This is a genomic window from Metabacillus litoralis, assembly GCF_020524045.1.
GTDB classification, from domain to species: domain Bacteria; phylum Bacillota; class Bacilli; order Bacillales; family Bacillaceae; genus Metabacillus; species Metabacillus litoralis_C.
Genome location: NZ_JAIVKL010000008.1, coordinates 12,585 through 38,010 on the forward strand (window position 1 = coordinate 12,585; position 25,426 = coordinate 38,010).

General features: G+C 30.7%; 35 protein-coding genes and 2 pseudogenes. 33 read left to right on the forward strand and 4 right to left on the reverse strand.

The window, feature by feature from the left end; genetic code table 11:
* The first annotated feature begins 846 nt into the window (after positions 1 to 846).
* From LC076_RS13405 to LC076_RS13440, 8 genes are all read left to right on the forward strand, one after another.
* Positions 847 to 1,437: a hypothetical protein gene (locus LC076_RS13405; protein ID WP_226669615.1), complete on the forward strand. Its 591-nt coding sequence runs from the start codon at positions 847 to 849 to the stop codon at positions 1,435 to 1,437.
* Between the two features lie 1,495 nt (positions 1,438 to 2,932).
* A complete protein-coding gene (locus LC076_RS13410) occupies positions 2,933 to 3,511 on the forward strand; it encodes a histidine phosphatase family protein (RefSeq protein WP_226669616.1) in 579 nt (192 codons plus the stop codon).
* 127 nt (positions 3,512 to 3,638) lie between these two features.
* Positions 3,639 to 3,818: a hypothetical protein gene (locus LC076_RS13415; protein ID WP_226669617.1), complete on the forward strand. Its 180-nt coding sequence runs from the start codon at positions 3,639 to 3,641 to the stop codon at positions 3,816 to 3,818.
* Between the two features lie 138 nt (positions 3,819 to 3,956).
* Positions 3,957 to 4,271 (forward strand): antibiotic biosynthesis monooxygenase family protein, encoded by a 315-nt coding sequence (locus tag LC076_RS13420; RefSeq protein ID WP_226669618.1) that lies wholly within the window; start codon positions 3,957 to 3,959, stop codon positions 4,269 to 4,271.
* 194 nt (positions 4,272 to 4,465) lie between these two features.
* Entirely contained in the window at positions 4,466 to 4,711 is a 246-nt protein-coding gene (locus tag LC076_RS13425) for a hypothetical protein (protein ID WP_226669619.1), read from the forward strand.
* A gap of 162 nt (positions 4,712 to 4,873) precedes the next feature.
* Positions 4,874 to 5,362, forward strand: a complete 489-nt coding sequence (locus LC076_RS13430) for a hypothetical protein (protein WP_226669843.1) — start codon at positions 4,874 to 4,876, stop codon at positions 5,360 to 5,362.
* Positions 5,363 to 5,623: 261 nt separating this feature from the next.
* The gene (locus LC076_RS13435) at positions 5,624 to 5,848 is read left to right on the forward strand and encodes a hypothetical protein (RefSeq protein ID WP_226669620.1); all 225 of its coding nucleotides are present in this window, start codon (positions 5,624 to 5,626) and stop codon (positions 5,846 to 5,848) included.
* 167 nt (positions 5,849 to 6,015) lie between these two features.
* Positions 6,016 to 6,225: a DUF5316 family protein gene (locus LC076_RS13440; RefSeq protein WP_226669621.1), complete on the forward strand. Its 210-nt coding sequence runs from the start codon at positions 6,016 to 6,018 to the stop codon at positions 6,223 to 6,225.
* Positions 6,226 to 6,808: 583 nt separating this feature from the next.
* Here LC076_RS13440 and LC076_RS13445 read toward each other — a convergent pair.
* Positions 6,809 to 7,432 (reverse strand): LysE family translocator, encoded by a 624-nt coding sequence (locus LC076_RS13445; RefSeq protein ID WP_226669622.1) that lies wholly within the window; start codon positions 7,430 to 7,432, stop codon positions 6,809 to 6,811.
* Between the two features lie 144 nt (positions 7,433 to 7,576).
* Here LC076_RS13445 and LC076_RS13450 point away from each other — a divergent pair, with 144 nt between their 5' ends.
* From LC076_RS13450 to LC076_RS13490, 9 genes are all read left to right on the forward strand, one after another.
* Complete coding sequence (locus tag LC076_RS13450; protein WP_226669623.1) at positions 7,577 to 8,122, forward strand: cupin domain-containing protein; 546 nt, start codon at positions 7,577 to 7,579, stop codon at positions 8,120 to 8,122.
* A 298-nt stretch (positions 8,123 to 8,420) separates the two neighbouring features.
* Complete coding sequence (locus LC076_RS13455; RefSeq protein WP_226669624.1) at positions 8,421 to 8,933, forward strand: RNA polymerase sigma factor; 513 nt, start codon at positions 8,421 to 8,423, stop codon at positions 8,931 to 8,933.
* Positions 8,920 to 9,930, forward strand: a complete 1,011-nt coding sequence (locus LC076_RS13460) for a hypothetical protein (protein ID WP_226669625.1) — start codon at positions 8,920 to 8,922, stop codon at positions 9,928 to 9,930. The genes LC076_RS13455 and LC076_RS13460 overlap by 14 nt, the downstream gene beginning before the upstream one ends.
* Before the next feature lie 177 nt (positions 9,931 to 10,107).
* Positions 10,108 to 10,824 (forward strand): aspartate/glutamate racemase family protein, encoded by a 717-nt coding sequence (locus LC076_RS13465; RefSeq protein ID WP_226669626.1) that lies wholly within the window; start codon positions 10,108 to 10,110, stop codon positions 10,822 to 10,824.
* 176 nt (positions 10,825 to 11,000) lie between these two features.
* Entirely contained in the window at positions 11,001 to 11,642 is a 642-nt protein-coding gene (locus tag LC076_RS13470; RefSeq protein ID WP_226669627.1) for an HD domain-containing protein, read from the forward strand.
* Positions 11,643 to 11,676: 34 nt separating this feature from the next.
* Positions 11,677 to 12,339: an HAD family hydrolase gene (locus LC076_RS13475; RefSeq protein WP_264191548.1), complete on the forward strand. Its 663-nt coding sequence runs from the start codon at positions 11,677 to 11,679 to the stop codon at positions 12,337 to 12,339.
* Positions 12,340 to 12,514: 175 nt separating this feature from the next.
* Positions 12,515 to 12,868 (forward strand): RDD family protein, encoded by a 354-nt coding sequence (locus LC076_RS13480; protein ID WP_319005527.1) that lies wholly within the window; start codon positions 12,515 to 12,517, stop codon positions 12,866 to 12,868.
* 234 nt (positions 12,869 to 13,102) lie between these two features.
* Positions 13,103 to 13,618 (forward strand): GNAT family N-acetyltransferase, encoded by a 516-nt coding sequence (locus LC076_RS13485; protein ID WP_226669628.1) that lies wholly within the window; start codon positions 13,103 to 13,105, stop codon positions 13,616 to 13,618.
* Between the two features lie 188 nt (positions 13,619 to 13,806).
* Positions 13,807 to 14,331, forward strand: a complete 525-nt coding sequence (locus LC076_RS13490; RefSeq protein ID WP_226669629.1) for a hypothetical protein — start codon at positions 13,807 to 13,809, stop codon at positions 14,329 to 14,331.
* Between the two features lie 124 nt (positions 14,332 to 14,455).
* Here LC076_RS13490 and LC076_RS13495 read toward each other — a convergent pair whose 3' ends face one another.
* Together LC076_RS13495 and LC076_RS13500 are read right to left on the reverse strand one after the other, a co-directional pair.
* The gene (locus LC076_RS13495; protein ID WP_226669630.1) at positions 14,456 to 14,992 is read right to left on the reverse strand and encodes a hypothetical protein; all 537 of its coding nucleotides are present in this window, start codon (positions 14,990 to 14,992) and stop codon (positions 14,456 to 14,458) included.
* A 110-nt stretch (positions 14,993 to 15,102) separates the two neighbouring features.
* Positions 15,103 to 15,228 (reverse strand): annotated as a pseudogene (locus LC076_RS13500) (IS1595 family transposase); the annotation flags it as partial.
* 182 nt (positions 15,229 to 15,410) lie between these two features.
* On the opposite strand from LC076_RS13500, the gene LC076_RS13505 reads away from it, so the two are divergent.
* From LC076_RS13505 to LC076_RS13520, 4 genes are all read left to right on the forward strand, one after another.
* Complete coding sequence (locus tag LC076_RS13505) at positions 15,411 to 15,560, forward strand: hypothetical protein (protein ID WP_226669631.1); 150 nt, start codon at positions 15,411 to 15,413, stop codon at positions 15,558 to 15,560.
* A 463-nt stretch (positions 15,561 to 16,023) separates the two neighbouring features.
* The gene (locus LC076_RS13510; protein WP_226669632.1) at positions 16,024 to 16,218 is read left to right on the forward strand and encodes a hypothetical protein; all 195 of its coding nucleotides are present in this window, start codon (positions 16,024 to 16,026) and stop codon (positions 16,216 to 16,218) included.
* Positions 16,219 to 16,372: 154 nt separating this feature from the next.
* Entirely contained in the window at positions 16,373 to 16,915 is a 543-nt protein-coding gene (locus LC076_RS13515) for a DUF4269 domain-containing protein (RefSeq protein ID WP_413465989.1), read from the forward strand.
* A gap of 561 nt (positions 16,916 to 17,476) precedes the next feature.
* Positions 17,477 to 17,923, forward strand: coding sequence for a hypothetical protein (locus LC076_RS13520; RefSeq protein ID WP_226669633.1), 447 nt, complete (start codon positions 17,477 to 17,479; stop codon positions 17,921 to 17,923).
* A gap of 195 nt (positions 17,924 to 18,118) precedes the next feature.
* Here LC076_RS13520 and LC076_RS13525 read toward each other — a convergent pair whose 3' ends face one another.
* Positions 18,119 to 18,352: a hypothetical protein gene (locus tag LC076_RS13525; RefSeq protein ID WP_226669634.1), complete on the reverse strand. Its 234-nt coding sequence runs from the start codon at positions 18,350 to 18,352 to the stop codon at positions 18,119 to 18,121.
* Between the two features lie 278 nt (positions 18,353 to 18,630).
* Here LC076_RS13525 and LC076_RS13530 point away from each other — a divergent pair, with 278 nt between their 5' ends.
* The 12 genes and pseudogenes from LC076_RS13530 to LC076_RS13580 all read left to right on the forward strand — a co-directional run bounded on the left by LC076_RS13530 (position 18,631) and on the right by LC076_RS13580 (position 25,352).
* The gene (locus tag LC076_RS13530) at positions 18,631 to 19,161 is read left to right on the forward strand and encodes a DUF6518 family protein (RefSeq protein WP_226669635.1); all 531 of its coding nucleotides are present in this window, start codon (positions 18,631 to 18,633) and stop codon (positions 19,159 to 19,161) included.
* 253 nt (positions 19,162 to 19,414) lie between these two features.
* Positions 19,415 to 19,660: a hypothetical protein gene (locus LC076_RS13535; protein WP_226669636.1), complete on the forward strand. Its 246-nt coding sequence runs from the start codon at positions 19,415 to 19,417 to the stop codon at positions 19,658 to 19,660.
* A 104-nt stretch (positions 19,661 to 19,764) separates the two neighbouring features.
* A pseudogene (locus LC076_RS24375) lies at positions 19,765 to 19,857 on the forward strand (SAM-dependent methyltransferase); the annotation flags it as partial.
* 147 nt (positions 19,858 to 20,004) lie between these two features.
* Positions 20,005 to 20,457, forward strand: coding sequence for a hypothetical protein (locus tag LC076_RS13540; RefSeq protein WP_226669637.1), 453 nt, complete (start codon positions 20,005 to 20,007; stop codon positions 20,455 to 20,457).
* 88 nt (positions 20,458 to 20,545) lie between these two features.
* Positions 20,546 to 21,043, forward strand: a complete 498-nt coding sequence (locus tag LC076_RS13545) for an LURP-one-related/scramblase family protein (protein WP_226669638.1) — start codon at positions 20,546 to 20,548, stop codon at positions 21,041 to 21,043.
* Between the two features lie 218 nt (positions 21,044 to 21,261).
* The gene (locus LC076_RS13550) at positions 21,262 to 21,768 is read left to right on the forward strand and encodes a hypothetical protein (protein WP_226669639.1); all 507 of its coding nucleotides are present in this window, start codon (positions 21,262 to 21,264) and stop codon (positions 21,766 to 21,768) included.
* Between the two features lie 131 nt (positions 21,769 to 21,899).
* Positions 21,900 to 22,223: a hypothetical protein gene (locus tag LC076_RS13555; protein WP_226669640.1), complete on the forward strand. Its 324-nt coding sequence runs from the start codon at positions 21,900 to 21,902 to the stop codon at positions 22,221 to 22,223.
* Positions 22,224 to 22,317: 94 nt separating this feature from the next.
* Positions 22,318 to 22,485, forward strand: coding sequence for a hypothetical protein (locus LC076_RS13560; protein ID WP_226669641.1), 168 nt, complete (start codon positions 22,318 to 22,320; stop codon positions 22,483 to 22,485).
* A 180-nt stretch (positions 22,486 to 22,665) separates the two neighbouring features.
* Positions 22,666 to 23,265: a class I SAM-dependent methyltransferase gene (locus tag LC076_RS13565; protein ID WP_226669642.1), complete on the forward strand. Its 600-nt coding sequence runs from the start codon at positions 22,666 to 22,668 to the stop codon at positions 23,263 to 23,265.
* 276 nt (positions 23,266 to 23,541) lie between these two features.
* Complete coding sequence (locus LC076_RS13570) at positions 23,542 to 23,826, forward strand: hypothetical protein (RefSeq protein WP_226669643.1); 285 nt, start codon at positions 23,542 to 23,544, stop codon at positions 23,824 to 23,826.
* Positions 23,827 to 24,279: 453 nt separating this feature from the next.
* A complete protein-coding gene (locus LC076_RS13575; RefSeq protein WP_226669644.1) occupies positions 24,280 to 24,558 on the forward strand; it encodes a hypothetical protein in 279 nt (92 codons plus the stop codon).
* A 179-nt stretch (positions 24,559 to 24,737) separates the two neighbouring features.
* Positions 24,738 to 25,352, forward strand: a complete 615-nt coding sequence (locus LC076_RS13580; RefSeq protein WP_226669645.1) for a hypothetical protein — start codon at positions 24,738 to 24,740, stop codon at positions 25,350 to 25,352.
* Positions 25,353 to 25,426: the final 74 nt, after the last annotated feature.

Below are 25,426 nucleotides of genomic sequence, written 5' to 3' on the forward strand. Positions count from 1 at the left end.
AATTCTCAAATGGGTAATTTATTGAGATTATTGAATACAAAAAAAAGGAAATTAATGTTAAAATTTAAAGAGGAATCAGTGATGAAGCAGTTTAGTTATTATAGAAATGCTCATTTATTTATCAGGATAGATTGGTTTAAAAAGTTAGGCATAAATAAAATAGGTTTTACATATCCAAAACAATTTACTGTGATTTGGTGGATTAAATATTTAGAAAAGGTGTGACAACCTTGTTTTAGACAGTAAGATATATCATAAAGAATCTCTATATAAAAATCCGGCATTCCATTTCAACACTGACGATATACATAAGGCTTATCACTCTCTCAAACAACATAATGTTGATTTTGTTACCGATATCGAGGACGACATTGGTTTAATTTTAAAGATCCTGATGGGAATTTGTTAATGGTTTGCAAATGTTAGAATATACCTTTTTAGTGTGAAAATTGGATTAATGATTAAAAGATTAATTTAACTTCAATTTCTTTTACTTTAGGTTCGGTGTTTGAAATGGTTATTCCCAGTTAAAATAGTTAAACAACGATTAATTAGGAGTAAGAAGATGAATAATAAAAAAAGAAATAGAGAAGGTTTTTTTAAAGATACCCTAATTGAATTTATATTTGAAGTGGTTTGGAATATCTTAATGTTTATACCAAGAATGATCATTCGCTTAATAGGGAACATGTGGTGAAGTAGTTTAGTCAAAATAAAGCTAACGGTGGCGAGTGTTATAAGAACACTGGCTTTTTTATTATGGATTAGGTTAGTTTATAATAAGGGTAGTAAGAAACTTTTCTTATCCATTAATCGTCTATCAATAAAAAGGGGGTTAACAATGAGATGAGAAAATTCTCTTACATATTTTTATTTACCAGTTTCTTTTTATCAATAATGATAATTAACATTTCAGTTTCAGCAACAAGTTGGGTTGAATTAAAACCAGAAGAAGTTGTTGATAGAGCTGAAGTTATTGTTACTGGTAAATATGACTTTTCAAGCAAGCCGAAACCAAGTGATTTTGTTTTTCAAGGTTTATCATTCAACGTTATAGATGTTTATAAAGGAGATATTTCTAAACAATTAAGAACAGGTATTGATTTTAATGATGTAGGATGGGCAGAGGAATTTCAAAATGAAGGTGGTGAATTCCTCTTATTTTTAGAAAAAAGTAAAGATGCAGATTTCCTAATTCCAGTAGGAGGTTCGTACGGTATGATTCAAGTTTACAATGGGAGGGTTAAGGACCCAAATGATGAAAGAAGCATTTTTTTCGAAGATTTTATAAAATCACAAACAAATCAAACGAGTGAAACACATCTTAAAACAGTTGATAATGGTCAGAATGATAATTCTTACATACTCGTTAGTACAGTTGTTTTAGTTGGTATAGCAATATTTTACTTACTATATCGAAATATCAGGAAAAAATAGTTTTTCATGATTAAAAGCTGCGTATCTTCAAGAAAGAGATCGTACTTTTTATTGAGTAAAGTAGTAGTTTACTTCTAGAGTGATTGGCTATTTATGGTAAGATAAATACGTAGATATTAACTGTATTTAGTTAAAGATTATAGATAGACAACGTTAAAGGGGATACTTATGAAGCTTTTTAAGTTTAAACCAGAATTCATTCCAAATTTTATTGGATTTTTATTAGGAGGCGTGCTTCTTTTAGGAATAATAAGTAAAATGTTTTCGATTAAGGAAATAGTTACTTTTTCTCTCGTAATATCTTTACTTTTTGTTTTTAGTTCGGATATTAAAAAAAGGACTTTTAAGAAGGAGAAAAACAAATTACCTGTCAAATATGGTGTTTACATTGGACTATTTTGTTTATTAATCTTTATATAATTTGTATACTAATGCTTACAATTTTTTCTTTATGGTCATCAAGAATTCCTAAATATCTCTATTTAAGACAGCTACTTACTATCAACCCCGTTTGATATAGAACTGTGTCCTATTTTGTAATTTAATGATAATGCCCTAATAACGAGTAGCTTGCGAATATATGTACTTCAAGTAACAGGTGTGAGTGTTCATGAAGAATAGTCACTTTTGATTAACGGACAGTAAAGTTCAAAAAAATTAAATAATAAGGTCGATACATATGTTTAAAGAATTTAAAGACAAGCGTTATTGGATATTACTTCTACCATTCCTATTTATTGGAATTATACTACTCATTTATTTACCTCAAAATCTTAAACCATTTACAATACTTTTAGGGTTAGTTTTTTGGGTAGTTTTTTATAGTTGGAATTACTTTAGTGAAATTAGAAAGGTTAAAGGAAGAAAAAATAATTAAACGTTTTAATTTTACGGATGAGTGCATTCCTTCAACAAGGGGTGCTTTTTTTATGTCTTCACGAAGGAAAATTAAATTAAACTAGAGAAGCTTACTGGAATAACCTGGGTTGAATTATGGTATTATTTAGGTGGGATAATGAAGTGGTAATTTGCCATCTATAATTACTCACTATGACTTTTGTTATTATTGTTTTTTTGCCATGGCTAAAATAATAAATTTAAAGATGCTCTGTGGAGGTGTGATTGATATGTAAATGGTTCATTAAATTGTAGCGGGCAATGTTATAAGCAATAAAAGACTTACTCTTATGGAATTACAAACGCTTTGATTTTGTTGCAGATAGACGATTGATGGAGATTGAAGATGAGCATCTTACCTATGTTGAAATACCAAAAGATTTAATTTTTCATCATAATGATAAATGTATATTAGCTATGTGTTCCCACGAAAAAAATTACTAAATGGAAGAAACGATTTAACAATTTGTAATAATTTTTTATTGAACTGACGTGGTGCGAGATTTCATAAAGAACAGTTTTTTTTTCAATAGGTACATTCCAGTTTAAAAGTATAGATTTTGGTTATGTAAGATTAAAAATCAAAGGAGGAGCAGAATTGCAGTTTATCTTTATAAGGCATGGACAAGGAGAGCATACATTGAATTTGCCAAACAGCTTAAATCATCCTGATCCTTCATTAACTCAAAATGGCATGGAACAAGCTAAAATGCTTAGAAATCAATTCCCCTTATCAGTAGACGATGTATTAATGGTTAGTCCAATAAGAAGGACAATACAGACTGCAATAATATGGAGCGAGGGTGTAAGGTGTCGAAAAATAGTAACCCCATTGGTATCCCCAAGAATCTTTCCTCAAAAAAAAGAGAGATCTTCAACCCTACCTTGTAATGTGATTTTAACAAGGGATAAGATACAACTCGAATTTGCAGATTTCCATTTGGTTGAAGATTTGTCCTTGGAATTATGGAATAAGGGTATTAATACGATTCCAGAAAAAAAGTTTAATTCCATTGCTGAAATGTTTTTGAAAAGGTGCAGAAAACTAGGTAAGGAGAAGATCTATATTGTATCTCACGATGGAACAATAACTTCATATAGGCAGTTTATCACTGGCGATAAACTTTCAAGAGAAGATTTCCCAAAAGAGACGGGCTGGTTTACAATTGACTGTTAATTCGTTGTGGTATTGTTTCCGTTTGATTTTTAATGATAATATCTTTTTCTTATTCAACTAACGGAGCAGGTTAGTTGAACAAGAAATGCTAATATAAAGTTAAATAAACTTGTTGGAGGTCTTCATAATGAAGAAACCAGTTGGAGTTCAAATAGAGGGTTCTATTTATGCAAGTGACGGTGAAGATATAGGACATAATCAGTTTTTGGATGAATTTATTGAGTTTATCGAAAGTAAGGGCTGGAGTTTCGGTGGAGGTAGTTTCCAGATAGATGAAGAAGGGATAAAAATAGATGATATTGATTAGTTTGTTAAGCTAACGGGTGCGATTGCTCAATAAAGGGTTATCGCTTCTTCTTGTAGAAGTAACGGGGCAGGTTAATTGGAGAAGACTTTTGTCACAGGGGGACAGTACTTTTATATTACTAATTGGGGGGATTTATAAATGAACAGTAATGAGAAAAAACAACAACCACCATATTATGCAGTCATATTTACTTCACAGCGAACTGATGGTGACAATGGATATGGAAAAATGGCACAAGCAATGGAAGAATTGGCTTCAAAACAAAAAGGATTTTTAGGTGTTGAGAGTGCAAGAGATAGTGAGTTAGGCATTACTGTTTCATATTGGGAGACTTTAGATGACATTAAAAAGTGGAAAGAAAATTCAGCACATAAGGTAGCACAAGAAAAGGGTAAAGAAGAATGGTATAAAAATTATAATGTTCGAGTCTGCAAAGTTGAAAGGGATTATTGATTTGATATGTAGTATTGTTGTGCTAAAGGTTGCGTTCCTTTAACAAGGAGACACATTCTTGCAAATGAAAAGGAAGTCAATATTAAATGATGATGAAGTTTTATAGAATAAGTACTCTGGGTCTAATTCCATTATATGTTATTATGTAAAGGGAAGAGTGTAGAAATAGAGGTGTTTTTTTGGGATTTATAATCTTGATACAAGACTATACAAAAAATAGTAAAATGAATTATTTTGAAGTTTCTTTAATTCAAGATGGAAACAAGATTACTTCAGCAAAACCTTTAAATCTTATTGAAGTTATTTCTAGAATTAATTTCTTGACTGCACATTATAAGTTGAACAATCGCGATAAGATTATCTATACATACTATGATGAACAATCAAAAGAAACGTTATCAGCAGAGAAAACAATAGCTAAATTTAAAGATGTTTTTTAGAAGGAAGTGAACTAATTCACCTTCTTTTATTATTCTACTTCGATCACTGAACAATAGCAGCAGGTTTGTTTAAGAAGAAATGGAACTTGTAATGAAAGGGTTTAGTATGTGAAATATAAAAGATCGAGTTCAAGAAGAGAAATCTATATATATAGGCTGAATATGGAGGTGAACAAAATAATATCAAGAAAAATTATTTCTGCATCTGTCTCTGGTTCAATGTTTGCTATTTTGTTAGGTCTAATCGTGCCAAATCCATTTGGTGGAACGATTTCATCAATACCAAATTATTTATTTGAGGTTGTATTAACCACTCCTCTTTATTTGATGTATAGTTTCCCAGCGATACTAATTTATGGAGTGTTAACCTCTGTCATTAGTGATAGAGTCAGTCAATTTATTTCAACAAAAGTGAAAAATGGAAAATCAGAAATAATTTTCTCAGGTATTTTGCACGCTCTTTTTGGTCTTATATTACTATTTTATAGTTTAGGTGCTTCTATATTGTTCTTTATTACCGATAGAGTCCTACAAAGGATAAATATAGATTATAAACCGTTACAAGCCATTAAGAGTTTAGCAATTCCATTAACAGTCTGGCTAATTTTTATGGGGATTGTATATTTAGAGCATATATTAACAGGTGCTTAAATAGGTACTGGGAAACTTTATCAAGGGTTGCTCGAATTTTATATCATACTTCAACCATAAAGTTTAACAGTGTCTTATATTTATATCTTTATAAAAAAGCACACTGAATATGAACCTATTTCGATGTCTAAGTAACTAACCGTTTTATATTTAAATCCTCAAATCCTCTAGATTTTAAAACGACATTTCAGACTTTGGAGAATTGTAAACGAAAAAAATAAAAACACTCATTCCTATTTATTTTCTATTTAAACCATACATATGGGAGACGAATCTTCTGCTTGGGATTTACTACAATATAGCTTATTTCGTGTTGATAAATTTTCTTCTGCTATGACACATAAATTTCTCCAAAATCCTTCTTATTTTATAAGTAGTGAAGAAAAAGAGAAAATGGACTCCGTTATTACAGTTAATAGAACCATTGATGAAGAAAAAGACAATGAATTAGTCGACTTATATGTACCTATTTTCCGAAAAATATGACTCACTATATTTATAATGCTGCACTCTTATACGATAGGTAAATATAAAGAATTTACCAAATATGTTATTCATTTATAATTGATTTATTTATAATTGTATAATAAAGGAAATGGATTGAAATTTTTGAAATTATTTACTAATAAATTCAATATATAAGGAGTGGTATTTTGGAAGGATATACTTTTTTAGTTGGTGTGACGTTTCTAATAATTGCAGGAATTATTAGTGGTGTAGGTTCAAGTTTTGAACAGCAACGAATGAATTTTGAAACTGAAACAAATGCAGAAAGAACTAAGAAACATAAATATTCTTTCTGGTTTTTTATTTTGGGTATAATTTTTATCATTGCATCAGTTTTTTTATTCATGGTCAGATAAAAAAACGGATACATTCTTTATGTATATTTCAAGAATATCGCAAATGTTAATGGAGAGGAATTACATAGGGTGCGAAAGTTACTAGAAGAACTTTTATTACAGAAGACATAATAAACAAGATGGTTGAAAGTATTTAATAAGAGAGTACCAATTCTTAAACATACACTACAAAACCTATTAATCTTATTGTCTTGTATTGGGAGGTTGCAATGTTTGTTCTTAAGATGCTATGTGCAATGGCAGGAATGACAATATTGATTTGTTTCCTCGTATTCTATATCTACAAATTGTTACGAAATCAAAAAAACTTTTACTTTTGGTTCATTACCCTGATAGTAACTATTTCCTTTTTAGGAGTTGCTATTTGGGAAAGTTTAAATTTCTTTAACATAAGGCCATAATGCTCTATTAATGTAACTGGGGGCTAGCTACCTATACTGTGAAATATTACACTTAAACAACGGGTGATTATCTTGAAGAAGGATAAGTCCCTTTTTGTTGAAGTTATTAAGCTAACGGTGCAGGATAGTTCAACAGTAACAACAAAAAAACATTGGGACATATAACCCAATGTTTTTAGTTGTTACTGTTGCTTTTCTAAGGCTAATTTTAAACCAAATCCAATTAAAACCAGTCCTGTTGTTTTGTCCATGTTTCTCTGAACCTTAGCAGACATTAGCCATTCTCGTAAATAGTTGATGAAAAAAACATAAATAAAGAACCATGTTATTGAAAGTACGGTATAAATAACGCCCATAGTGATGAGTTGGACAGTAACATTGTTTCCATTAATCACAAACTGTGGAAGAAACGTAATGAAGAACATAGCAACTTTTGGATTTAATACATTAGATATTAAACCTTGTTTAAAGGCTGATTTACTTCTACTTACTTCATTAAATTGTTCATTATTATAGGGTTGTTTGTTATTTCTCGTAATAAACGAAGAAACACCAAGATAGATTAAATAAATGGCTCCAACATATTTTACAATTTCAAATGCAATAGCAGACTGCATTAGAATAGCAGAGAGTCCGAAGGCAACTGCCAATGTATGGACTAACGAACCTGCTGTAATCCCTAATGCCATTTTAAATCCATCTTTTCTTCCATCTGAAATTGTCCTTTTTGTTATAAGTGCGGTATCAATACCAGGACTCATGACAACAAATAGTGATAACAACAAAAATGTAAATATGTCATTCATGTTAGACACCCTCCTAAGCATTGTAATAGAACATTAAATAAAATATAATTTAATATATGTTAAATACAGATTAACACAACCACTTGTGTTTGTTAAATTATTTTTAATAAAGTTAAATTATATTTAATGAGGGAGAGTGTAAATATGGAGAATATTGATATTGGTAAAAAGGTTGAAAAATATAGAAAAGACAAGAATTTAAGTAGTAGAGAATTAGCCAAATTAGCTGAAATTACCCCTTCCATGTTAAGTCAGATTGAACGAGGGTTAGCTAACCCTTCCATACAAACACTTAAAGTATTAGCTAAAGCACTTGATGTGCCAACCTTTAGCTTTTTACTCGAAGATACGCAAACAGCAGATTTAGTTGTGAGAGCGAATCAAAGGAAGAACATGATTGTTGAGGATATGTCATATGAACTTGTTACACCTAATTTTACAGGAACCTTGGCAACTGCAATTATGAAAGTTCCACCACAAACCTCTTCGTCAGAAAAACTTTTAGAGCATAAGGGCGAAGAAGTTGCTTTTGTATTAGAGGGGAAAATTAAAATGTACTTAGATAACGAGGAGTATATTTTAGAGACAGGAGATAGTGTTAAAATTCCTTCATATATGAAACACAAATGGGAAAATAGCTTTGAAAAAACAGCATCCATTTTATTTTCCGTTACTCCACCGTCTTTTTAAGAGACCTAACTATTCTTCTTCAATTAACGGGTGCGTTTCTGGAACAAGTAGAAACGCTTATTTCACTATTGGGCAGGATAGTTCAACAAGCCAATTTTAAAATAGCGTCTTTTGTTATGAAAAACGAAATTAATAAATTAAACCGTGAAGCTTGGTTACTTTCGAACCAGGCTTCTTTATATTATTTATCTATGATAAAATTTGAAGCATTTCTCAACAAAAAATATTTGGAAAAACTGAAATATTTTGATCAGTGGATTCGACTAAATATTAAGTGAAAATAACGGAGGAGAAATGGATGTTAAATACCACAATTTCAGAATGGTTTTTTAAATACAACAAAGATATATACCATTTCTTAATGTACTATGTCGGATCAGGAGATATAGAGGATCTGGTTCAAGAAGTTTTTATCCGTGCAATCAAAGGGTTTGATTCCTATCAAGCAAAATCAAGTCCGAAGACTTGGCTGTTTTCTATTGCACGAAACGTAGGAATAGATGAGATCAGGAAAAGAAAAAGGAATAGAGTAAAAAGTATGTTAACCTTTGGAGAAAATGAACCAAAAGAGGAAAAGACACCTGAAAAGATGCTTAGATTAAATGAAGACAAACGAATTTTATATCAATTAATTCAGTCTTTAAAATCGAACTATCGGGATGTAATAATTCTCCGATCCATTAAGGAGTTATCTGTTACTGAAACTGCAGACATTTTAAATTGGAATGAAAATAAAGTCCGTATTACTTATCACAGAGCCCTAAAAACTTTGGAGATGAAAAAGGAGGAATTTCTATATGAAAGAGAATGATCGGTTTAAAGAATTAATCGATGAAATACATTCACTTCCTGAACCAGATTATGAAAAGGATTTTGATATAAATAAACAAAGTAATATATATGAAAACCTTATAATATTCTCAAGAAGTTTTGAACAAAAGCAGAAAAGAGGCGATTTAATAAAACGATTATCTACTGGGGTAGTAGGTCTAGCTTTACTAATATTATTTTCTGTTGTTTTAATTACAAACTTTGATGATTCAACTAATGTTACTACCCCAGAAATAAAAACATTTGAAGAGTTTTTCCATCAAGAAATGGAGATAAAACACGAGGCAGAAGATGATTTTTCATACAACCTTGTTCACACAGAGTTAAATACATTACACCAAAACGATGCTATCGCTGTATTTAGAGAGTATAATCCTCAAGGAGAACAAATTTTCATAGCTTATTTTGAAAAGCAAAATAGCAAATGGGAATGGAAACAAACAAGAGGAGCTGAATGGGATTCACCTGTCAAATGGTCTTCTATGCATCAATCACCGTACATTTATTCAGGTGCAATTAGTGATAATTCAATAAAGGAAGTTTATGCAGGTGAGAAACGAGCAAAAGTAATTACAGTTGAAGGAAATAAAAGGTTTTGGTATGTCATTAGCCCAGAAAAAAATGTTAAAGTTATGTTCGTAAAAAAAAATGGAAGTAAAGAAATTGTTGAAGAAGTGGACCAGCAAAACGTAAAAGAGAAAAACAGTGATGAAACACTGGTATTAGACGTTAGGGAGGATATTTGGAATCAACTTACAGAAAATCATAAAAAACATATACAGGGGACTTGGAAAGATGCAAGTTACCAAAAAATAATCCTTAGAGAAACAATGGGAAATATAACGGATAAAACGTTTATTGGAAAAGAAGTTTTCATTTTGGATTTTCCATCAAAAGATAACCCCACATTGGGAGGGGTTACAGTTTATGCGGATTTAAAAACACACAAATTGATTGGATATGGATATAGAGAGTAAAGATTGTGAAGTTACTCACTCAAACTAACGGGTGCGTTTCTGCAATAAAATACAGTTACGCTTTTTAATTTGTCTAGCACCAAAAAGGTAATAACTGCGTGGTTAGTTGACAAGAGAAAATTACAATTTTAACCAATTCGTGCTAAAGTTAAATAGTATTGTGAGGGGAGAGATATTATGCAAAAACTTGGTATTGTTGGCGGTATGGGTCCAGAATCAACGGTAGACTATTACCAAACAATAATTTCTAAATATCAAAAGATGATAGGTAGTAAAGAAGAATTACCAGAGTTTTTTATCAATAGCATTAATATGTATAAAATGTTTAACCTTCTTACGATTGGACAAACTCAAGAGTTAATAAATTACTTAGTTGATGCTGTAGAAAAATTAGAAAGTGTTGGGGCTGATTTTGTCATAATGGCTGCAAATACACCACACATTGTTTTTGATGAAGTACAGAAAATTGTTAGAGTACCAATGATTAGTATTGTCGAAGAAACATTCTTAAAGACACAGGAGTTAGGTTTAGACAAGATTGGATTAATAGGTACTAAGTTTACAATGGAAAATAATTTTTTCAAAAAACCTTTTACTTCTAATAAAAAGGAAATTATAGTACCAAGCCTATCAGAACAGGATTACATACATAGGAAAATTGTTGAGGAATTAGAAAATGGAATTGTAAATTATGAAACTAAAAAAGCTTTCTTAAATATCATCAACGGCATGATAAATCGTGACAATATAGAAGGCGTCATATTAGGATGTACAGAACTTCCAATCTTGATTAATAGTGATGATTTAACAATTCATCAATTAAATACAACTGAAATTCACATAAATAAAATTATTACTACAATTTTACAAAAAAAACCTTTAAGAGTTGAGTAAGGAGTTGTTAAGAGCAACTCCTTTCGTTTTATTTCAACAAAAGGGTTCGAATAGAAGAGCAATTACTAATTAATAGCAGGATTAGTTGTTGTTCTTGAGTCAATAATGCTTAGGAAGAAAACTTGAAACACGGGGGAGAAAGAGTATAGATTAAATTAGAAAGGAAGAAAGATCTAATGAAGTATATAGTGGACAGAGATTATGCAATCGAACTTATTGAATGGGCATATCAACAAAATCCTGGACCTTGGTATAAACATTCTCTAAATGTCGCAAGAGCTACTGAAAATATCTTGATTGAATTAAATAAACAAGGCTTTGAACTTGATGTTGATTTAGGTTATAATGCAGCCCTTTTGCATGACATAGGTAGGTATAAAGGATTTACAAAATCTGTTATTCATTCATATGACGGGTATATTTATTTTAAGGAACTAGGTTACTTAGGTAATGCAATTGTTTGTGTTACCCACTCATTTCCCTGCAAAAATGAACATATAGAAATAGCAGCCGACTGGAGCCTTGTTCCTAAACATATGAAGATAAAGTTAGTAGAAATTCTAGAAGAGAACAGTACAAATGATATTTATAATAAAGTAATCACTTTATGTGATGCTCTTGCTGATTCCGAGGGCTTTACCACACTTGAAAAAAGATTGGTATCAGTTGGTTTACGACATGGAACAACTTCACACACTTCTTTGCACTGGAAGGGATTTTATAAAATTAAAAAGGAGCTTGAAGAATTGCTTGATCAAAGTATATACAAGCTACTGCCAGGTATAGAAGATTCAATATATACAAACGTAGATTTCTAGTTTTATAGAGTTTTTTTATGGTAGGTACATTAATTTGATAAAGGGGTGTGTAGTTATTATAGCGATTATTTTTGATTTTGATGGTACTCTTGCTGATACGTTGCCAGTTTGTTTTTATGCGTTTCAAGTAGTATTTAGGGAATTTGATAAAAAAGAGGTTACACCAGATCAAATAAAGGCTATGTTTGGCCCATCTGAGACTGGAATCATCAGAGAAAATTTAATGGATTCTAATCATGATAAAGCTATTGAATTGTATTATGAGAAATATAGTGAAAAACATCGAGAACTTGTTCTTGAGAATGAGGAGATTAACGACCTTCTGCTATTTTTAAAAAGAGAAGGGTATAAATTAGGGATTGTTACAGGAAAAGCTAGCAGAAGTCTACTTATCTCTTTAGATTGTCTTAATATGGACGACTTATTTGATGTAATCATCACTGGTGATGATGTTTCTATTCCAAAACCTCATCCAGAAGGATTGAACAAGGCATTGGCACATCTTAACATAAAAAACACTGATGCTATTTTTTTAGGTGATAGTGACGCTGACATTTTGGCTGGTAAACAAGCTAACGTACATACAATAGGAGTACAGTGGTTGCCAAATTATCAGACATTAGAGTTTGGTTTTCAACCAGACCAAATGTTAAGTAACATAAATGATTTCATAGAATCACTTAAAAATTACAGGTAAGAACAACAGTAAAAAGGCTTTATTGAAGTTAACGGATGGGTATGTTTTTCAAAATAGTAAGAACATTTTTAAATCCAGCCGCAGTAGGTACAAATAAATAGAGGTGAAGAAGATGTCTGAACTCTATAAAGCTACCTTTTTAGTAAGAGTATTGGCAGGTATATAGGATTCAGTAATTCTATTTACTCCCATAGCACTTATCCTTTTATTTATAACAGGAGACCTTTCGTTAGAATGGACACAAGGATTAATCTTTAATATCCTTTATTTAATTTATCTAACTTTTTTGCCAATAATTTGGCGAGGGAAAGTTATTGGAAAGCGAATTTTAAACATACGGATTGAGAAATTAAATGGTGAGAGTTTAAGTATATCTGATATGATAATGCGTGAAATTATTGGAAAATTTATATTAAGCTATGTAACTTTTGGCTTAACGATTATTGTAAGTGCCCTAATGGTTCTACTAAGGAAAGATAAAAGAGCAATTCACGATTTATTGTCTGGGACACAGGTTTCTTCTGAATAAAGGATTAGTGAAAGATAACCTTCATAATTAGGTGTATAGTTAAGTTTTTGTATTGCTGTACTATGTATTTTTAATAAGAAAAGGTGCTATTTTACTAGCGAAGAAAGAAATTAAGAAGGAAATGGTAGCAATTTGACGAATGGGTATGTTGTAAATATTTTTCTATAAAAGAAGGGATTTGATGATTTAGATGGGAATGTTAAAAATCTAGTTCTTGAAACAGAAAGATTGATATTGAGACCTTATGAAAAACAAGATGCTGAATCTGTGTTTAAGGTAGTAAGGTTAAAAGAAATTGCAGAGACTACGATTTCAATACCTCATCCATATCCAAGGGAAACCGCTGACTGGTGGATTAACTTTGTAAGAGAGAATATGAAAAAATGTAGTGCATACGAATTTGGCTTATTTAGTAAGAATAGTCCAAATGAATATGTTGGTAATTGTGGTTTTGTCAGTATTTCAAGTCAACATAATAATGGTGAATTAGGTTATTTTATAAACCCTTACTACTGGAATCAAGGATACAGTACAGAAGCGTGCTCTAAACTCGTTGAATTCGGCTTTAGTACACTTGGACTCGAAAGAATCTATGGTAGATGTATGGAAAAAAACATAGCTTCCAAGCTTGTAATGGAAAAGTGTGGATTAAAAGTTGAAGGAATTGCAAAACATGAAGTTCTAAAATGGGATAAATATGAAGATGTTATTCATTTGGGTTTGGTAAGATCTGAATGGAATAACCTTTGATAATGAAAGCAATTTTGGTAACGACAGAATTGCTTTTTTAACTATCGGAGCGCAATTGTTAATAGATAGACAGTCGCTATTCATTAACGATGCAGGTTATTTATATGTATGTTAACTTAAATAGTATAATTGAATAATTCTCCTTAATTTTACAAATAGTAAAATAGTTAAATTTGAGGAGTGATATTATGAAAAAGGCTTTTATTTTAACAAGCACATTAATAATAGCATTAACCTATAATCCTTTATATTCATTTGCCGAATTGAAACCTAATTTGTCTTCTAAATGTCTAGAGGAGATTAAGTATAGAAATGATACTCGTAATAAGCTTATAATGAATGATATTATTTCAACTTTCAATTTAGACATTGACCAGTCTGGTTATAGTGAACTTTCATCAAGGGATTTGGATGCAGCCAATCTTATTTATGGAGGACGAATAGACGACACATTCTATAACTCATTAAATAAGCATTTTGAAACAGTACCAAGTACACAAGGGAATCCAAGACTGTATGTTAGGCCATTAACTGCTTATTTACTTTACAAGGAATCAGACACCACAAATGTAATGGTGTCCCTTAAATTAAAGGGTAATAAATGGAAAGTAGTTGAAGAGAAAAAGGCAAAAGGAAAAGAAGTAAAGTACAATAGAGTTAAGTGTGAAAAAGAATATCTAAAAAAGAGAAATGAATATGAAAAAAATAACTGAAACTAGATACTAATGCTTTCTTTTAAGGCTTTGTTAAATTTTAAAGTTGTTTTTTATGTATATTAGGGAAGCCCATTCTTTAAAGAGGTTCCCCAATTCTTGTTAAGCTAACATTTTGGTTAGTTCAATTTACGCGACAACTATGCCACATACTTTTAAAATATTCGGACAATACACCTTCTCCTTGAAATCTATCTTCAAGAACAGCGTGTACCTGATAAAATTCATCTTTAAGTTTTCCCTCAGTATTAAGAAAAGTACCTAAGTACGAATATCTATACACTGGTTCATCTGGGCATAGTTCATAAGCAAGTTTTAACATCGAAATACCTTTTTCTTCCCAATATTCGTATTCACCAAAGTAATATGGGAACAGTGAAATCATATAACCAAAACACCAAAGAAAATCCTCATTTGTCATGTAATTAGCCATTCCAAAATGCGTAACTTCATTCAACACATTCTCTAACTCATCAAAATCTACATCTTTAATCCCCAAAGGTCCCTCTTCGACTAAAACATACCAGCAAAAGAAACCTAGTCGAATAATAACTTTTAAGTCATTAGGTTTTTGCCGCCAATTCTTTATTAGGAGCGATTTAGCTTCATTCCATCTTTCCCGGCTTTCTAATGTATCAACTTCCTTCCATCTCCAATCCATCAAAGTGATTCACCGCCTATCTTGCATTATATTTTCACAAAAGCAACTCAAACTTAATAAGTATCGGTCATTTCAATGAAGATTGATTTCGTTACTACGATTATCCATCAAGCAAGATAGTTGTCAAGATTATTGGTTGCCAAACCTTTAAAACGATCTAACCATTGTTTCATACGAGAGTGGAGACTATTGACGTTCTGAACGTGGTATGAGTCTTTAATAACGTATTTACCATCGATTATATCAATGAAATGAATAGCATTTGACGATGAGTTAATTTACTAAGTTTTATTGTTTTTACTAATATATGTTGATTTAGCAGTAAATAATAATGTAATAAGCTTTACTATAGTAAAATAAGGTATATTATATTTATTGAATATATTTTCTTTAGAGACATGAAAAGTAGGTGAACAAAATGGGGAAATATCAATTGGATACCAAAGGTCAGGTAGCTGTAACAAAATTTCATGAAAAACAGAAGCCTGCCAAATTCGATAAAAAGCAGCAACTTGAAAAGTTACGTGAGGAGTATTTAAAAAAGAAGCAAAAACAAACAGATAAATAATATGAATGAAAACATAGGAAGAATAAAAATCCCCTATGTTTTTCTTATTCAAAGCTCCTTTTTCAATTGATGATAGAGTCTATTATTCCAAAAAATTTCAGATTCAGTGACAAAAAATTCGTTCTCAGATAGCTATTTCTTTCTGAAAATCAGTCGCAGAATCAATAAATAAACCGTTTCTTAGGATACAACAGAAATCTCCAGCAGACATGATCAATAAATAAAATGTTGGAGGTTGCAAGGTTAAAGAAATAATTTATAGAACGAACTTTGAGCATTCCTTCAACAAAGGGTGCCTTTTTCTATATCAACAAAATAGGTGATTGATGTTGCAGGATACTTAAATAACAAAAAATCCCAAAACTAATGTATAATCAATAATATCATTTATTATAGGTGTAGCGATCGTGGGATCTTGAACAATTAATCTTTATCTATTTATGGATGTTAAAGGAGGGGTTTGATGAAACTTAGTCATAATTTAGATTTGTATATTATATTGATGCTTACAATTGGCATTCCAATAGTGACGATTATTCCAGGGTTTAATTTTCCTTTTTATATAGTTTACCCAGCTCAAGTTACAGGTTTAGTTCTTATTTTTCTTGGTTTATCTGCATCAATTGTACGACTTCAATCATATAAACCAAACAAGTAGATTTTGCGGTCAATTTCTTTTGGATTTAAGAAAGATTATTGTGAAAAGTAACGGGGGATTTCGTTCAATAGCCATCTTCAACATACGAAGCGGTATTGTTAAATTAGTATACAATTTTTAATAGTTTATATCTTTAGGTTAAGGTGATGATTTTTTGATTGATTTATTTGAAGGGATGAAAACAGGTAATAGAAAACAACAAGATGCATATTCAGTAATCATGGAACTAAATATTTTTCATGAGTTGAGAACCTACAATCCCGTTCTATGTGGAACTCTACCCATTGGGATAGATGTCGAGGGATCTGACCTAGATATTATTATGGAAGTACAGGAGTTAGAGCATTTTACAGAACAGCTGCAAACTTTGTACAATAATAAAGACAACTTTACGTTAAAACGAACAATTATAAGAGGAAGAGAAGTCGTTAAAGCAACATTTTTCTTTAATAATTTTGAATTTGAATTGTTTGGTCAAACTCAACTTGTACATAAGCAAAATGCCTATCTCCATATGATTATTGAACACAAACTGTTGCAAAAAGTTCCTAATCTTAAAGAGAAAGTAATAAATCTTAAAATACAAGGGTACAAGACAGAGGAAGCATTTTGTAAACTTTTAGACATTACTGGAGACCCTTATGAAGGTCTCATCAGACTTGGTGTTGAAGAAGGAATTGTAAAAGACCTAATTTGAAACAGCTTTTTCAACAATAAAGCGTTAATCTTCTAGAATGAGGAAATGTATTGAACATAAACTGGATAATTATGTTCAATTATTAAAATTTATAGTAATAATGTATAAAATTCCACTTTGGGGGGATTGACGATTTGTATATTTCTAGATCTATTTATCTGTGTTAAAAAAAAATTATATGTTACTTGTTATTGCGTCATTATTATCATTTTTAACTTTCTTTATTTGGGCGGGTTTACCTGTCTTTATAATAGGAACTGCTGTAGCAGAATTAACTACTAATTTGGGAGTTATTCATTTTTTTATTTGTCTTTCAGGAGGATTTCTATTCTCATTAATGTTTATACCAATCAATCTTCAAGTAGCTAAAAAAATTGCTGAGCTTAAGAATCGAAGTATGGTGAGTTCTTTTTTACGTATTGAAACGGCATGGATATTAATTTGCTCTGTAATTTTTGAGACCATTTTTGTTATTCTAATTGTTCTTCAACTATAGGGCAGTTTAGTTGAACAATTTAAGTAGTTAATATGGTTGTGGCATTAAAAGAATGGAGTGGAAATTTGAAAAAATGGTTTTATCTATTGTCATTCATCTTCTTATCAACAATAGTTATTTCTGTAATATATTTATATTTTCATTACAAATCAGAAGTAGAGAATAATCATAAGTACATCGAAGTTTCTCAAGAATTTGGTGAAATAGAAGTAGAGAATGATAAAGTAAATGTGGCTTATCGAGTAAGAAATATAACGGATGAAGAGCTGAATTTAAGGTTTGATGATAATGAACGTCAAATAGATGTGGCTATAGAAAGTGAAGTATCTGTAAAAAATGTAACTACTTCAACATCACATAGAGATAATATTTTTAGCCCTCATGAAACATGGGAGTATAAGATTGAAATAGAAACTAATGGGCAAATAAAAGGAGAAAATTTCATTGAAGTCCGATTCATCCCATACGGTGTTAAGACCCTTAGTTCAATTAGCACCGTGTGGGGTGAGTAATTGTTAAAAGTGTTATTGAATTAGTGCAGCTCCATAGTTTATTGACTAGTTGTTATATTATTAGGGGTTTGTTTGGAGTACCTAGTATATTATTACGGTAGTAAAATATTTAAAAAAACATTGAAAACATAATAAAAGGATCTTCCAGTCATGGAATCTTTTTAGAAACTATAATAATATTTCAACGTAATGAAATCACTTTTTTTGTGCTTCCCATTTAAGAAAAACCTGAGTGAAAAAAAATGCCAGAAATGCTGCAATAGCAGAAATAAACAAGTTAATCATGCTGTCTAGAGATGCGAGAATGACGATGTGATTATGATGAGATTTAGAATGGTGATTAATGATAAATATAATAATCATTGCTAATTTCTGACACACAGGAAAGAATAAACCAAATAACATCATGAAAAAGAGATATTTTTTCATACCAGTTTCCTTTCACAGTACTTTTTATCAAGATATTATAACTAGTCCAATTTTATGTATTTAAAAAATGTGAAAAGATGTTAGAAGTTCGTTGAAAATGTGCAGAAATAGAAGGTAATTGGTCACTATCAGGTCTTAGGAGTTCAATAATAATTGATATAAGTATTCCTCTAGCGAACCAAGTTTGTTTAATCGAAAATTATAATAGATATTGTAAAATCAGAGCATTAATGCTTTTAGTATAAAAGGTGTAATAAAGATTAGTAGGGTGAGAATGAATGGGGAATATTTTGAATGAGATTCGTAGACCAATAGAAATACCACTTTCAAGGAAATTATTAAATTCGACTTTACTATTTATGTTAGGAATAATTTTAGGAATAATTTCCAAGTTACTTGATACAACTTTAAGTAATTCATTACCCTATTATCTTGAAATATTAGATTTGAAAAATTTCTTTTCTCGCATGGGAGTTTGGATTTTCCTAGCAGTAGTAATATCTTTGTATAGCAAATCACCTATTAGGTCTGCCATTAATGTCTTTTTGTTTTTTGTAGGCATGGTAGGTGGATATTATCTCTACACAATTCTAATTGCTGGATTTTTCCCAAAATCATATATGACGATTTGGATTGGTATTACTGTTATTTCACCATTGTTAGCTTTTGTTTGTTGGTATGCTAAAGGAAAAGGCATTATTTCTATATCAACTGCATCTATAATTTTTATATTTATTTCAAGACAGTCTTTTACATTTGGATTTTGGTATTTCGATATTAGTTATATTATTAATTGTTACTTTGGATAGTCACGATTTTTATTTTATATCAGTCACCTAAACAAATAATCAAGGTGGCTACTATAGGATTATTTCTCTACTTCTTAACGGCTCAAATCAATTTATTTTGGGGAATGTTGTAGCTTTTATCTTCACTTTATTCTTATATGGACTGTTTATTATTTCAATTAAATTAACGGGTGAAATTGTTTATTAAGAACAGTTGAATCTTTTTGCAAACTAATAATGTTTAACAATAAGTAAAGAATTAGGATTGATATTCATGAATGACAAAGGCTCAAAAAAAAATAATAATGTAAATGCAATACTTTCTTTAATTATAGGGATAATATCGATTTTTGGACTTATTTTTATTAAAGAAGGAACGCTTCTTAGTATTGCTGGACTAATATTGGGTGTAATGAGTTTGAAAGAAACAAATGTTAAACTATTAGGTGAAAAATTGAGTTTAGTAGGTATTGTTTTTAATTTGATAGGCTTTACTGGATTGATTATTTTATCAGTGTAAGTATTATCAAATAACCAGATAACTTTTACAAGCCAGTGTTCAATAAGAACAGTTGCTTTTTCCAAAAAGGCGATTTTCATTTTCATGTATGAAATGAAGCAAAAGGTGTTATTTTTCGTTCAGTAAAATATTACCCTCGAAATCAAGGGGATAAGCCTTTATTCCCATCGCTAATTATCGATGCGATAAAGAGTTAGTTATTTAGCTAACGGCTAGCTTTAGTGAAAATTTCATCAATACAAGAATGTGTATGTTTAAGAATTAGAAGAAGTAAGTGGAACATGGATTGTTGAATCTAACTATGGCTGAACGATCCAAATTATTAGAAAAGGTGAGCCCCTAATTTGAAAATAGAAAATAGAGTAGCGATGATTGTAATGTGTCTGCTGATAATTGCAGCATTAATAAAATTTTTCGATGAGGAAGATATCTGGGATGTTAATGAAAAACGGTTAAAAGAAGAAATCCTTTCGATAGATGAATCTGTAGATAAGGTGAATTTATTAGATGTCACACCGTTTGAGTGGGATGTTGCCTATTCGTTTAATCCTTATACAAGTATTGAAGATGTATATGAAACGGTTGGGTACAAGTGGGATGACATGACAGAAACCGTCAATGAGGGAATGAACCAGATCGTTTTTATGAATAATGGACAGGTGATTTGTTATGTATATGGGTATCCCGAGAATAATAAATACGGAATTGATTTTCATACGCAAATGCTTACACCTGATGTGCAATTGACATTTAAGGTAGACAGGAGTAATGGAATAAACTATCTTTTTCGTGATTAGTAAAAGGATGGAACTTACCTGTATTATTTAGCATCTAGAAATACTTGTCATGCGATTTAATACATTACTATTTGGAAGGAAGTGTAGGATGAAACAACTTTATATAAAACAAAAGGTATTCAGTCTAAGTGGCAAGTTTACGGTTAAGGATCAGCAGGAGAAGGATGTGTTTTATGTAGAGGGCAGCTTTCTGAAAATCCCAAAAACATTCTCCATTATGAATACAGCAAAAGATGAAATTGCCCTTATTACGAAAAAAGTGTTTAGCTTTTTACCGAAGTTTTTTGTTGAGGTAAATGGTAGTGAAATCTTTACGATAAAGAAAGAGTTTTCTTTCTTCAAAGCACGTTATACGATTGATATGGAAGATATTGAAGTACAAGGTAACTGGTGGGATATGGAATTTAAGGTCTTGCAACGAGGTGAAGTAATCGGTCAAGTGAGCAAGGAGTGGTTCACTTGGGGCGACAGTTACAAAGTCCAAATAATGAAAGAGGAGATGGAAACCATCATTATCGCATTAGTTGTAGCGATTGATTGTGTAAAGGCTGATGAAGCAGCTGCCACATCATCATCTAATGTTTAAAATAGGGGACAAAAATAGTTGATGGTGTTGGATGAAAAATGATCTAGCAGTCATAAAGTATTTTATATGATTTTGCTGCGGTTTTCAGTTTGATTATTTGGAGTTTAGTATTAAAGACCTTTAATCTTAATTAAAGTAATTGGTAACGAATGCTTTATATAAAGTAAATTCGTACCTTTGGTTATAGGAGAGAAAGAAGTTGATAGGAGAGTAAGACATTGAAATATTATTTGTATGATTTGCACGTAGCCCTAAACATGGACAACATCAGTGAAAAAGAAAATGATTTCAATGATAAACAGTTGCAACAGAATATTGCTCGATATCAAGAGATATACAAAACACTATCTGACCGGTTACCATCTGATGTTTATCAACACTTTCACTCTTGGGGGTTTCATGATTACCATTTAACAAAAATGGAGTTAGAACATAAAAGTTTAGTAGATTTAAGTGTTCATTTCACACTTTCAAGTGATGTAGAAAATAAAGATCAAGAGAAAAAATGGTTATTAAGTTTTAATAAAGTCTCTTTTTATCATTTTCAACACCATAATTATGATAATGAACAAAGCATCTTTCATAAAGAGATAGACAATTGGTTATATCAAGAATTCTTACCGATTGACAACGCAACATTATCATTTGAAGTATTATTTGAATCAGGAGCAAACATTTTATTACATTTTCCAAGCAACTTTGTTGCGATTAAAAGAATAAAATAGAGACTGTATTTATTGCAAAAATGAGGCAAGAGTTGAAGAATAAATTAGGTTGCTGAGGCAGCCTTTTTTAAAATTTTTTTCAACTAAAGGTGTAGGTTAACAGATTAAGAGTCAAGAAAGGAGGTATAAAATTGAAAAAGAAAAAAAGAATTTTAATGTTCGGCTTGTTGGCATTATTAGTGATACTGATATTCCCCCCTGTATTTGCCCCCTTAATACATGATAATGATTCACCAAGGTCGGCAATAAGAGAAGCAATTTTGAAAAACGGACATCCATATCAAAGTATCTTCGCTTTAATAATCAAAGATACTTATAAAGATAAAGATTACGGACAGCGATACAATGTATATTGGTTTAATTACGATAGCGCTACTGGTGACACGGCAACAATATGTTATACAAAAGAGGAAGAAATTGAAAAGTATGAAGTCTCATGTGGAACAGGTCCTTGATTTGATTAAGATCTTCAAATATTGACCGTTAGTTCTTTGTTCAACTATAGAAGCAGGTTAGTTGAGATTTGTACTAAAATAAGGGGGAAACATAATGATAGCTCTTGGATACATATTACCAACTATAATAGCAGTGTTTTTCGTTGGAGTTTTCGCACCGTTGGTTGGAATTGTGGTTGGTTTTTTTATCAATATTATTGTATTACAAATAAGAATTTCAAAAAAATTAGACAAACTTATGGAAAAAGATGTGAAAATGTAAGTGTGAAAGTTTTCACTTAAAGGTACGAATACGAGAGTTGAAGAAGAAAATTCTGTCAGAAAGTGCTCGTCTTTTTGCTAGATAAGGCGCAGAATAGTTCAAGAAAACATTATATTTTAAAGAGGGAATTATTATTATCCCATTGAATATAATTCACTTGAATATAGGGATGTGTAGAATATGACTTTATTAAATCAGTTAATAGAACAAGCTAAGAATCCTAATGGAATCATAGGATCGCTGATGTTGAGGATCATGAATACCTCTCATACTAATATGAACAAATGGGCTTTAGAGAAGATACAAATGAAAGAAGAGTCGATTGTGTTGGATGTAGGGTGCGGTGGAGGGAAAACAATACTATTATTATCTAAAATTAACACACACAATAAAATATTCGGTATAGATTACTCCGACCAAGCAGTTAAAGATTCTTTAAGAACCAATAAAAACGATGTAGCGAAAGGTAAAGTACATATTAAGAAAGCAAGTGTTACAGACATCTCATTTCCAGAAAATACATTTGATATTATTACTGCATTTCAGACACATTATTTTTGGCCTGATTTAGAGAAGAGTGTTAGTGAAGTTTGTAGAGTATTAAAATCAGGAGGGTGTTTTTTAATTACAGCCGAGTTATACAAAATAAATTATCATATGAAGTCTTATAAAACAAAAATTGAAATGGAGCAATTATTTAAGAAGACAGGGTTTGCTGCGGTTAGTTTTTATGAGCATACAAATAAAAAATGGATTTGTATTAAAGGAATAAAAGAATAAAAGAATAAAAGACTGTAAATCTACTAACTCAGAGTGACTTTTTTTAACAGTTGATTTTTAAAACCTATAACGTGAAATATTACACTTAAACAAACGGGTGCTAATCTTCAAGAAGAAGATTGGCTCTTTCTTATTGAAGTAATGAAGCAGTAATGTTGTACAAAGAGTGGTGTTGTGTCAGATGTACGATAAGTTAAAAATTTATATTAAGTCAGTTTTAAATAGGTGAATTAAATACGAAAAATTCTTATGAAATGTTGTTTGAAGGTTATGTTAATGAACTGGAATAAAGCCGTTTCTTTTGAAGAATTCATTACCGGTATATTAAATAGGTGGTGGATTATAGAATTTATGGAGTTTCGTAATAAATATATTAAATATATTGTTGGCTTTTTAGTATATGGGGTAGGGGGATTGTTAATTTTCGGATTAATATTCTTATTCTGTAGTAATTTCTCATTGTTAGAAACATTTAAAGTATTAATATTTGGTGCATTAGCAGCTTTGTTATTTTCCCACATATTCATTATATGGAGGAAAGCATTCGGTTTTTTTAGGTGAACATTAGTATTCTTTTTTCCTATAGAATGTTTGTTAAATAGGGAGTTGTTGATAGACGGCAGCTCCTATTTATGTTGATATCAATAGCACGAAGATTAGTTCTTAAAATAAAAGGAGATTTTAATATGGAAACACCAACAGTTACATAGTGGCTAAAGATGATCAAACTTACTGAAAATGAAATTGACTTTCTGCTTACCTTTATACCAACAAAAACATATTTGTAAAAAAGTCCAGATAAAAAAAGAGACATTTAAAATGTTGAAAAAACAATTTCCAACCTTTATCGTTGAACCAGAGTTAAATTATTATGAATATGAATTATTAGATTCAGCTATCTGAAGAAATGGTTCGAATAAAATATCTACTGAAAAATTTTTAGAACGTATGTCAGATCAAGATCTGTGTAAATTATTTTGCGATAATTTACTTAAAATTAAAGGAGGAGTTTGCTTGGAATATAGTTTTATAGAAATATTGATATTATTTATTGGGGTTTATTTACTCTTTACAGTCATTAAACTGGTTGGTCGTGTTAAGAGCTTGAAATATACTTTAGACCAAATGTCTAAAGCAATGAATGTCACTGAAATGCCAATAAATCAGGAGCTGCGACAACTACTCGATGAGGGTAATGATGTTAAAGCGGTGAAAAGAGTAAGAGAAACACTAGGGTTTTCATTAGTAGAAGCTAAACAGTACATTGATGCCTTGAAATTGGAAGATAAATAAGAGTAATTATGCTAATAACTGGTGAATCCTTTATGGAGCAGGGTTTATTCTATTCTTAATGAAGTGTAAGAACAGGTTATTAAAAGAAAGATCTAAAAAAATCATATAGCGAGTGGTATAATTTGGTTAGTAGAGTAGTAGACTTCTAATTTTTTTGTTTTATCTTAGGAGGATTTTGTTTGTATAAAGGTTTTGTTATTTTTATTGTTACTTTAATCTTTATTATTGTAGCATTATGGTTTGGATTACTTGTCTCTTTTTTAGGCAATTCTAAAAGACAAGGGTTGCTTTTAGGGCTATTGGCTATATTACCAGTACTCTTCTTCTTTTTTGCTAAGAATAAAAAAAGAGTTAATAAAAACAAAATAAATTATATACCTGTTTCTAATCCTTCTTCTGAACTTCCAATAAGTTCTATTGAGAAAGATGGATATGATTTTGATACGTTAAAGAAGATGTTTAAGGAAAACTTTGAGGGAAATATGCGTGCCCCTTATAATTTGCACCCCTCACAAGCAGCTGGAATGTTCCTAGATGATTTTAATTTACTGTGCAAAAAATATATAGGGTTTGAGCAAACGATGTATGTGCTCTTAGCTGATATAATGTGTGAACATTCGACGTACAGTCCATACATCCATTTAAAAGCACTAAAAATAATCACAACAGGTGAACTGAAAGGGATTTGGGAAAGTATTAATGTGGAAAAGTATGAAATAAAAAGTAGGCTTGAGTATGTTTCAGAAATAAAGAAAAGAATAATATGTTTAATCGAGAATGAAGAGATTAAATGACTAGCTCCTCTAATTAGAACGGAGCGAATATATTTGTACTTCAAATAGAGATGCTTAGGTGATTGGGCAGGATT

Excerpts from the sequence above, each read along its gene's own strand:
- LC076_RS13405 (WP_226669615.1), top strand. The coding sequence starts at position 847 with ATGAGAAAATTCTCTTACATATTTTTATTTACCAGTTTCTTTTTATCA.
- LC076_RS13415 (WP_226669617.1), top strand. The coding sequence starts at position 3,639 with ATGAAGAAACCAGTTGGAGTTCAAATAGAGGGTTCTATTTATGCAAGT.
- LC076_RS13420 (WP_226669618.1), top strand. The coding sequence starts at position 3,957 with ATGAACAGTAATGAGAAAAAACAACAACCACCATATTATGCAGTCATA.
- LC076_RS13430 (WP_226669843.1), top strand. The coding sequence starts at position 4,874 with ATGGAGGTGAACAAAATAATATCAAGAAAAATTATTTCTGCATCTGTC.
- LC076_RS13435 (WP_226669620.1), top strand. The coding sequence starts at position 5,624 with ATGGGAGACGAATCTTCTGCTTGGGATTTACTACAATATAGCTTATTT.
- LC076_RS13445 (WP_226669622.1), bottom strand. The coding sequence starts at position 7,432 with ATGAATGACATATTTACATTTTTGTTGTTATCACTATTTGTTGTCATG.
- LC076_RS13450 (WP_226669623.1), top strand. The coding sequence starts at position 7,577 with ATGGAGAATATTGATATTGGTAAAAAGGTTGAAAAATATAGAAAAGAC.
- LC076_RS13455 (WP_226669624.1), top strand. The coding sequence starts at position 8,421 with ATGTTAAATACCACAATTTCAGAATGGTTTTTTAAATACAACAAAGAT.
- LC076_RS13460 (WP_226669625.1), top strand. The coding sequence starts at position 8,920 with ATGAAAGAGAATGATCGGTTTAAAGAATTAATCGATGAAATACATTCA.
- LC076_RS13465 (WP_226669626.1), top strand. The coding sequence starts at position 10,108 with ATGCAAAAACTTGGTATTGTTGGCGGTATGGGTCCAGAATCAACGGTA.
- LC076_RS13470 (WP_226669627.1), top strand. The coding sequence starts at position 11,001 with ATGAAGTATATAGTGGACAGAGATTATGCAATCGAACTTATTGAATGG.
- LC076_RS13490 (WP_226669629.1), top strand. The coding sequence starts at position 13,807 with ATGAAAAAGGCTTTTATTTTAACAAGCACATTAATAATAGCATTAACC.
- LC076_RS13495 (WP_226669630.1), bottom strand. The coding sequence starts at position 14,992 with ATGGATTGGAGATGGAAGGAAGTTGATACATTAGAAAGCCGGGAAAGA.
- LC076_RS13505 (WP_226669631.1), top strand. The coding sequence starts at position 15,411 with ATGGGGAAATATCAATTGGATACCAAAGGTCAGGTAGCTGTAACAAAA.
- LC076_RS13510 (WP_226669632.1), top strand. The coding sequence starts at position 16,024 with ATGAAACTTAGTCATAATTTAGATTTGTATATTATATTGATGCTTACA.
- LC076_RS13525 (WP_226669634.1), bottom strand. The coding sequence starts at position 18,352 with ATGAAAAAATATCTCTTTTTCATGATGTTATTTGGTTTATTCTTTCCT.
- LC076_RS13530 (WP_226669635.1), top strand. The coding sequence starts at position 18,631 with ATGGGGAATATTTTGAATGAGATTCGTAGACCAATAGAAATACCACTT.
- LC076_RS13535 (WP_226669636.1), top strand. The coding sequence starts at position 19,415 with ATGAATGACAAAGGCTCAAAAAAAAATAATAATGTAAATGCAATACTT.
- LC076_RS13545 (WP_226669638.1), top strand. The coding sequence starts at position 20,546 with ATGAAACAACTTTATATAAAACAAAAGGTATTCAGTCTAAGTGGCAAG.
- LC076_RS13560 (WP_226669641.1), top strand. The coding sequence starts at position 22,318 with ATGATAGCTCTTGGATACATATTACCAACTATAATAGCAGTGTTTTTC.
- LC076_RS13565 (WP_226669642.1), top strand. The coding sequence starts at position 22,666 with ATGACTTTATTAAATCAGTTAATAGAACAAGCTAAGAATCCTAATGGA.
- LC076_RS13570 (WP_226669643.1), top strand. The coding sequence starts at position 23,542 with ATGAACTGGAATAAAGCCGTTTCTTTTGAAGAATTCATTACCGGTATA.